Source organism: Brachyspira sp., from assembly GCF_050873525.1.
Taxonomy (GTDB): domain Bacteria; phylum Spirochaetota; class Brachyspiria; order Brachyspirales; family Brachyspiraceae; genus Brachyspira.
In genome coordinates this window covers 1-8,197 of the sequence record NZ_JBNMIZ010000112.1, presented here as the reverse complement: position 1 = coordinate 8,197, position 8,197 = coordinate 1, and the positions used below count along the sequence as shown (strand labels likewise).

Sequence of the window (8,197 nt, the reverse complement as noted above, 5' to 3'; positions counted from 1 at the left end):
TTAAAAAAATTAAAGATAAAAATGAATATACATATACATACTTTTGGATGCCGACTCAATCAATACGAAAGCGAAAAAATTTCTTATGAGCTTAAAAATATGGGGGCGAATATTACCGAATTAAATAATGCGGAAGCGATAGCGATAAATACTTGCACTGTCACAAACGAAAGCGATAAAAAATTAATTAATTATTTAAGCAAACTTGAAAATATTTCTCAAAAAAAAATTTTCTTAATCGGATGCTATGTTTCAAAAAAAGAAAATTCTAAAAAAGAAAACGAAGAAAATTTATTTGATAAAGAAAATATAACGATAATACCAAACGATAAAAAAGAAGAAGCGTCTCAAATAATATTTAACGCTTTGGCAAAAAATTATAATAACGAATTTAAAAATCCGATATTCTTTCCGCAAGAGCAGAGCAGAGCTTATTTAAAAATTCAGGATGGTTGCGAAGTTTTTTGTTCTTACTGCATTGTGGCGAGAGTGCGAGGAAAACATAAAAGCGTTGAGCCGAAAAAAATTTATGACGCGTTAAAAATAGCTTACGAATACGGTTATAAAGAAATTGTTTTAACGGGATTAAATTTGGGTTCTTACAATTATAATAACGAAATAAAATTTAATCAAATAATAAAAAATATAATCGAGCATTCTTCAAAACTTGGAATAAGAATAAGGCTTTCTTCTGTAGAACCGATTTATTTTGACGATGAGCTTATAAGTTTATTCAAAAATTCCGATGTCCTTTGTCCGCACGCGCATATTCCATTACAATCGGGGAGCAATAAAATTTTGAAATTAATGAATAGAAGATATACGAGTGAAAATTATTTGAATATAGTAGAAAAATTATATAAAGCAAATTCAAATATGGCTATAAGCGCCGATGTTATGGTTGGCTTTCCAAACGAAGATAATAACGATTTTAACGAAACTTACGATTTATGCGAAAAATCGAAATTTATAAAGATGCATATATTTCGATATTCAAACAGAGAAAATACTCCTTCGGCAAAAATGGAGAATCAAGTCGGATATAGAACAAAATTAAAAAGAGCGAAATTGTTAAACGCTTTAAATAATAAAATGAAAGAAGATTATTATAAAAACGCGATAAATAGGGAATTAAATATAATCGTTGAAAAAGTTTTGGAAAATAATTATTATATTGGAACGAGCGGAGAATACATGAAAGTAAAATTTAAAAGCGATAAAAATATAAATAAGAAAGATATTGTTAAGGTTAAAGCGGTTGGATTTGAAGATGGGATTATTATTGGGGAATAATTAATTTTAAATTAAAAATTATTAAGCGTATTCTAATATAGAAATCAAATCGTTTTTTAAATCTTTTAAACTCTTTATTTCAAGTTTTTCCAAATCATTTAAAGGATTGCTCAATGTTCTTGTATAAGAATTTATCTTTATGTCTTCTATATTATTCATATAATATTTTGCATTTTTAGGATAATTTTGTTTTTCTATATACGAAGTAATTAATAAAAAGTTTTCTATTCTTTTCGCTTCTTTTGAATTAAAATCCAAATTCAATAACTTAACATATAAATCTGGATAGAAATTAGCCATGACTCCGCTATAACCGTAATAACCAAGCTGCAAAGAATATAATAACGAACTCGCGTTGGCATTATATAATTTAAGATTGCTTCCTTTACAAATGCTCGCTCTTCTTTTTATTATTTCCAAATCGCAGCATGTATCCTTAATAAATGTAAATCTTCCGTTTTTTACTAATTCTTCTATTATTCTATCGCTTAAAACCCTTTTATAAGGATAAGGACATTCGTAAATTCCAAATTCCACATTTGAATCTATATTATCTACGACTCTCTTCATGTTATTTAGCCATATATCGTCATTATCGTAGGAATCGGCAAAACGATTGCTTACAAAAACTATCGCCTTGACATTCGTTTTGGCTATAGCTTTCATTTCTTCTATTTGAGCGTCCAATGAAGAACTTATATGTCCCGAAGCTACCACCTCCAACCTATTATTAGCCTTATCGACTATAAATTTAGACAATTCCACTCTTTCGGAAAGCGACATATAAAACATCTCGCTCGATTGACATATTGCAAATAATCCATCGCATCCGTTATCAATATACCATTCTATAACTTCTGCGACTCCGTTATAATCTATGCTTCTATCCTTATTAAAAGGAGTTATCATTGTTGGATATATTTTAGCATTCATAAAAATCCTCTCTAAATTATTTTTTGTTTTTTATTTTTTTATTTAATTTATTTATTATCTTTATTTTTATTCTTTTTTATTTTATCAATCGCAATAGGTAAAATAACCGTAATTATAGATAACAGTATTAATGTCAAACTTATCGGTCTTGAGAAAAATATAAGAGCGTCTCCATCCGACATAATCAGCGACCTTCTTAAATTATTTTCAACCATTGGACCTAATATTATTCCTAAAATCATTGGAGACATTGGAAATTTTGCTTTTATCATAAAATATCCTATTATGGAACTTACAAGCAAAACTACCAAATCTATAATATTGTTATTAATTGCAAACGAACCTAAAACGCATAATACCAATATAAGCGGCGTCAATATATATCTTGGAACTTTTGTAACTTGCACGGAAAATCTTATTCCTAATAATCCTAATATAAGCATAAATATATTAGCAATAAATAAGCCTATAAAAATTATATATACTTGATGCAAATTATCTTTAAACAATAAAGGACCGGGTTGCAATCCCTTGCTCATAAAAGCTCCTATTAAAATAGCGGTAACCGAATCGCCGGGTATTCCTAAAGATAGTAAAGGAATCATAGCTCCTCCCGTAACGGCGTTATTTCCAGCTTCGGGAGCGGCTACTCCTTCTATGCATCCCGTTCCAAATTTCTCGGGAGTCTTGGAAAATCTTTTTGTTTCATTATAGGATACGAATGCGGCTATATCTCCTCCAGCTCCAGGTATTGCTCCTATTATAGTTCCTAAAATTCCAGAACGAACCATAGGAATTGTAATCTTTTTTATCTCGTTTCTTTTAGGCAATATATCTTTTATTTTAGCGTTACTTACCACATTTGGACTGTCATTTTCTTGCAGAGCTACAAATATCGGAGCGCAAGCCAATACTCCTATTAAAACGGGAATAAATGATATTCCTCCCGCTAAATACATCGAACCGAAAGTAAAACGCAAATATCCCGTAAAAGGGTCTAAACCTATAATAGATATAATCAAACCTAATAGGCATGAAATAAAACCGAGCAGTAAAGATTTACCAGAAACTCCCGATATAATGCTTAAACCGAAAAGCCCTAATGTAAAATATTCTGGCGCTCCAAACTTTAATGCGAATTTTGCCAAAAACGGAGACGCCCAAATCAGCATAATGCAACTTATAATACCGCCAGTAAAAGACGCAAAAGTGGATATAAATAAAGCCTTTCCGCCTTCTCCTCTTTTAGTCATAGGATAGCCTTCAAGCGAAGTGCAAGCAGATGCGGGCGTTCCCGGAGTATTTAATAGTATCGCGGATATAGAACCTCCGTAAACCGAACCGATATAAATACCCAAAAGCATTAATACTCCCGATATTCCCGATATTTTAAAAGATATTGGAAATAGCAAAGCCACTCCCATAGTTGAACTCAAGCCCGGTAAAGCTCCTATAATAATCCCAACCAAAGTTCCAATAAATATTGCGAATAATGGCAAAGGCTGAATAACATTTGATAAAGAATTCAATATTTCCATTTGTTGTTTTCTCCTGTTTCTTATCTTATTTCAAATAAACTAAATCTATTTTATAAAGGCACATTAAATAACTTAACGAATAGAAAATAAAGCGCCGCTGTGCATACTATATTTACTATTGATAAAATTATAGAATTATATTTATTTCTATTTTTCATTAAATAAAAAGTAGATAGCATAAAAAATATTATAGTCGAAATTATAAACTGTAAAAACGGCAGCATTAATATATACAAAAAATAAAGCCCGAATATTACCAACATATCTTTATTAATTAAATATAGCTTATTATCTTCGCTCATATTTGAAAGTAAATTTTTTATTATTAAAGATGCGCAAGATAAAAATAATAATGAAAAAATTATTAATGGATAAAAAGAAGGCTTCATAGAAAACATTACCGTATTATTAAAATTAGGCAACTTTAACGAAAGATATATTCCTAAAATTGAAATTAATAAAAAAATCGTTCCTAAAAATATTGTTAGCTTTTTCAAAATAATATCCTTTTATTTTATATTCTCCCATATAATCTAAAATTTATCTTATATGGGAGGAATATTAATTAAATTATTGTTGAATCGATTCGATAACTCTTTTATACAATTCGTTATCGGATTTCAAAACTTCCGATGCATTTTCCATACCTACGGGCATTATCAAACCTTGCATATTCAAAAAGTTTTTAAACTCTTCGTCTTGCGAAGCTTTGGTAAATACATCGTTCCAATAATCATATACTTCGTCCGATACTTTAGCGGGACAAACCATTAAAGCCCATGCTCTTATCGTAAAAGGCTCTATATTCGCTTCTTCCACTATGGTAGGTAGTTCAGGAAATAACGGAGAACGCTCTTCCGTTAGTATAGCCAAACTTTTTAATACATTGGCGTCAACTTGATTCTTTACATTTCCCGGTCCAACGGTAGTGGCGTCTATATGTCCTCCTACCAATGCGGCAACCGTATCGGAACTTCCAGATTCATAAGGAATTATTGTAAAATCAATTCCTAAACTTTCTTTTAAAAGCAAAGCTCCTATATACCAAATAGAATTTACTCCGCTCGTTCCAACCTTCAATTTTCCGGGATTAGCTTTCGCGTATTCTATGAACTCTTTTAAATTTGAAAATCTGTTATCGTCCGATTTAATTGTTAAAACGCTTGGCTCTCCTATAGTGAAAGCTAAAGGTTTGAAAGCCGTATAATCTACGGGCATTTGTCCAACATGCGGTAATATAACGGATTCAACTGTAATAGCTCCGATTGTATAACCGTCAGCGTTTGCATTTGCTATCGCTGCCGTTCCTATTGCCGTTGCCGCGCCAGGTCTGTTTTCGGCTATAAAATTAGCTTTAGTATATTTTTTAGCTACTTCCAATATTCCTCTAACGCTTCTGTCGGTTCCTCCGCCCGGAGCGTTTGGAATAATAACCGTTACATTTTTACTTGGAAATTCTTGAGCTTCTTGCCCGCATGATAAAATGTAGAAAATGCATGTCAAAGCAAAAAATAAAATTAATAATCTCTTCATTTTTTATTCTCCTTGAAAAATTTTAATTTTTTAACTAATTAAATAAATTTGGTAAAAATAAAGTAATATATGGAACATAAGTAACCAGTAATAATACTATAATTAAAGGTATTAAAAACGGAGCTGTAGCTTTTGCTACTCTATCAAATGAAACATTAGCTATATTTCCCGTTACCGATAAAACGACTCCAACTGGCGGAGTTATCGTTCCTATCATTAAATTTAAAACCATTATTATCCCAAATTGAACGGGGTCTATACCCATTTGATTAATAACGGGCATAAATATTGGAATTAATATTAACATTGCCGCTGTCGCTTCCATAAATAAACCTATAAAAATCAAGAAAATATTTATCAAAAATAATATTATATAAGGGTTGGATGTTAAAGCTAATAACGAACTGCCCGCCATTTGAGGAATTTGAGCTATAGTTAAAGAATAACCGAAAGCCATAGCCGTCATTACCAACGCCAATACGACTCCGTTTGTGCTTACAGCCATTAGCATTAATTTAGGCAATTCTTTTAATTTAAATTCTTTATAAACGAATAAACCTAAAATCAAAGCGTAAAACGCCGAAACGGTGGCGGCTTCCGTTGGAGTGAATATTCCAAGCATTATCCCTAACAATAATATTACTGGAGCCATTAAAGCCCAAAAAGCCTCTATAAAAGCCTTAAATAAAACTTTAAAACCCTGCCATTTTTGATAAGGATAATTATTTTTTCTTGCCTTCGCTTCAACCATTATTCCTAAAGCCACAGCCATCAAAATTCCCGGAATAACTCCCGCAATAAAAAGTTTTCCTATGGAAGTTTCAGACTGCGCTCCGTAAATAATCATTGGAAGAGAAGGCGGAATTATAGGTCCTATAGTTGAAGAAGCCGCGGTAATTGCGCATGAAAAATCATCGTCATATCCCGCTTTTCGCATAGCTTCTATCTCGATTGTTCCCAAACCGCCCGCATCTGCAACTGCTGCGCCGCTCATTCCTGCAAATATTACGCTTGCAATTATATTAGCATGTCCGAGTCCGCCCCGCATCCATCCGACTAAAACATCCGCAAATTTAAATATTCTATTTGTGACTCCCGAGAAATTCATTATATTTCCCATTAAAATAAAAAACGGAGCCGCAAGAAGCGGAAAAGAATTAGCCGCCATAGATATTTTTTGCGGAATTATTACCAAATTTGAACCGCTTAAAACGGCATATAATAACGATACCGCGCCCAGCGACAAATATAAAGGACAGCCGATAAATATTAATATAAGCCACAGTATTAATAAAATATACATAGTCATAATTAATTGCCTCCAACTTTTCCTTGATTTTTTATAAAGTTATATATTTTCATTACGGCATATATAATCAATATCAAGCATACAATCGGTATTATTGAATATACTAACGAAAAATTGATTGGCAATGTCGTAGCTTTAAATACATAACCTTGTTTCACTAAACCTATGGAATAATATCCTAACGCTAAAGAGAAAATAATACTTAATAATTGAATAAATAAAAATACGAAACTTTTTATTTTTTCAGGAAATAAATTACTAAATATATTTACTTGAATATGCGTGTCGTATCTGCTGCCGTATGTCCATCCCATCATCGAAACCCATACAAAAACATATCTCGCTAATTCTTCTGTCCATTTTAACGGCATATTGAAGAAATATCTAAAAAGTATTTGTAAAAGAATAACGATAAATAATGTGAACATCATAATGACGCAAATAGTATCTATTATCTTTTCTAATATTTTCATGGTTCTACTCCAAAATTTAATCGTTTATTCTTGAGCTTGCAATATTCTTTCAAATAAGCCTTTTCCCCATCTGCTTTCTAATTTTGCAGGAACGGAATTTAAAACGACATTTCTAAATTCTTCAACATTCGGAGTTATTACCGTAACGCCCGCTTTTTCAAATTCCCCTATTAAAGAATTTTCAAGCGATTTGATTTCGTTATTATGAGTATCTATATTTTTCTTAATAACTTCGAGCATAATTTGTCTGTCTTGTTCGGAAATTTTTTGCCATACGGTTTCGTTAATCGTAACTATTCTCGCGGTTATTATATGTCCCGTTAGAATTAAATATTTTTGCACTTCATAGAATTTACCAGAATTAATCGTAGGCAAAGGATTTTCCTGTCCATTAACCACATTTTGTTTTAACGCCAAATATAATTCGTTAAAATTCATTGGAGTTGGTTTTGAACCCCAAGCTTCCGCCATAGCTATATACATTTGAACTTCAGGGACGCGGATTTTTAGATTTTGAACATCTCTTAAAGAATAAACCGCTTTGTCTGTAGTAGTTAAATGTCTATAACCGTAATAAGTAGTTCCTAATATTCGGATATTTCCGCTTTCGATAAGTTTTTGATTAAACTCTTCCATAATGTCGCTATTAACCACTTTGTCGAAAGTTTCGGGGCTTTTCCAAATATAAGGCGCTTCCAAAATCTCTAACGAAGGCAGCATTTGAAATTGCGCTACGCCTTCCGTTACCATTTCTTGAGCGTTGATTTGCATAGCTTCCACCATTTCTTTAGAAGCTCCTAATTGTCCGCCCGTATAAACTTCGACTTTTACTCTTCCTTCCGTTCTTTCCGTTATCTCTTTTCCCGCTCTGATAGCCATTTGAGCCGAAGGATGAGATTCCGCCAAAGTTTCTCCCCATTTTATAGTTATGCTATTATCGCCGCTATTTTTACTGCAGCCGAATAATAGAAGAACCATAAACGCGCTTGCCACAAACCATTTTTGATTATTTAGTCTCATGAGACACTCCTTTAGTTAAGTTGTTTTATAGTATTAAGTATATACATTTTTTTCGATTTGTCAAATTTTTTATCATTTTTTTTTTTTTTATTTAATTT

At 31.9% G+C, this 8,197-nt stretch carries 8 protein-coding genes; 1 reads left to right on the top strand and 7 read right to left on the bottom strand.

Going from position 1 to position 8,197, the window contains the following annotated elements; translation table 11 throughout:
- The first annotated feature begins 21 nt into the window (after positions 1–21).
- Entirely contained in the window at positions 22–1,293 is a 1,272-nt protein-coding gene (mtaB, locus tag ACR0QS_RS08340) for a tRNA (N(6)-L-threonylcarbamoyladenosine(37)-C(2))-methylthiotransferase MtaB (RefSeq protein WP_432632984.1), read from the top strand.
- Positions 1,294–1,314: 21 nt separating this feature from the next.
- On the opposite strand, the gene ACR0QS_RS08335 is transcribed toward mtaB, so the two are convergent.
- From ACR0QS_RS08335 to ACR0QS_RS08305, 7 genes are all read right to left on the bottom strand, one after another.
- On the bottom strand, positions 1,315–2,226 hold the full coding sequence (locus ACR0QS_RS08335) for a dihydrodipicolinate synthase family protein (protein WP_432632983.1): 912 nt from the start codon (positions 2,224–2,226) through the stop codon (positions 1,315–1,317).
- A gap of 47 nt (positions 2,227–2,273) precedes the next feature.
- Positions 2,274–3,764 (bottom strand): tripartite tricarboxylate transporter permease, encoded by a 1,491-nt coding sequence (locus tag ACR0QS_RS08330; protein ID WP_432632982.1) that lies wholly within the window; start codon positions 3,762–3,764, stop codon positions 2,274–2,276.
- A gap of 50 nt (positions 3,765–3,814) precedes the next feature.
- On the bottom strand, positions 3,815–4,261 hold the full coding sequence (locus ACR0QS_RS08325; RefSeq protein WP_432632981.1) for a tripartite tricarboxylate transporter TctB family protein: 447 nt from the start codon (positions 4,259–4,261) through the stop codon (positions 3,815–3,817).
- Positions 4,262–4,334: 73 nt separating this feature from the next.
- Positions 4,335–5,297: a Bug family tripartite tricarboxylate transporter substrate binding protein gene (locus ACR0QS_RS08320; protein ID WP_432632980.1), complete on the bottom strand. Its 963-nt coding sequence runs from the start codon at positions 5,295–5,297 to the stop codon at positions 4,335–4,337.
- Positions 5,298–5,331: 34 nt separating this feature from the next.
- Entirely contained in the window at positions 5,332–6,606 is a 1,275-nt protein-coding gene (locus tag ACR0QS_RS08315) for a TRAP transporter large permease (RefSeq protein WP_432632979.1), read from the bottom strand.
- 2 nt (positions 6,607–6,608) lie between these two features.
- On the bottom strand, positions 6,609–7,079 hold the full coding sequence (locus tag ACR0QS_RS08310; RefSeq protein WP_432632978.1) for a TRAP transporter small permease: 471 nt from the start codon (positions 7,077–7,079) through the stop codon (positions 6,609–6,611).
- A 24-nt stretch (positions 7,080–7,103) separates the two neighbouring features.
- The gene (locus ACR0QS_RS08305) at positions 7,104–8,099 is read right to left on the bottom strand and encodes a DctP family TRAP transporter solute-binding subunit (protein ID WP_432632977.1); all 996 of its coding nucleotides are present in this window, start codon (positions 8,097–8,099) and stop codon (positions 7,104–7,106) included.
- Positions 8,100–8,197: the final 98 nt, after the last annotated feature.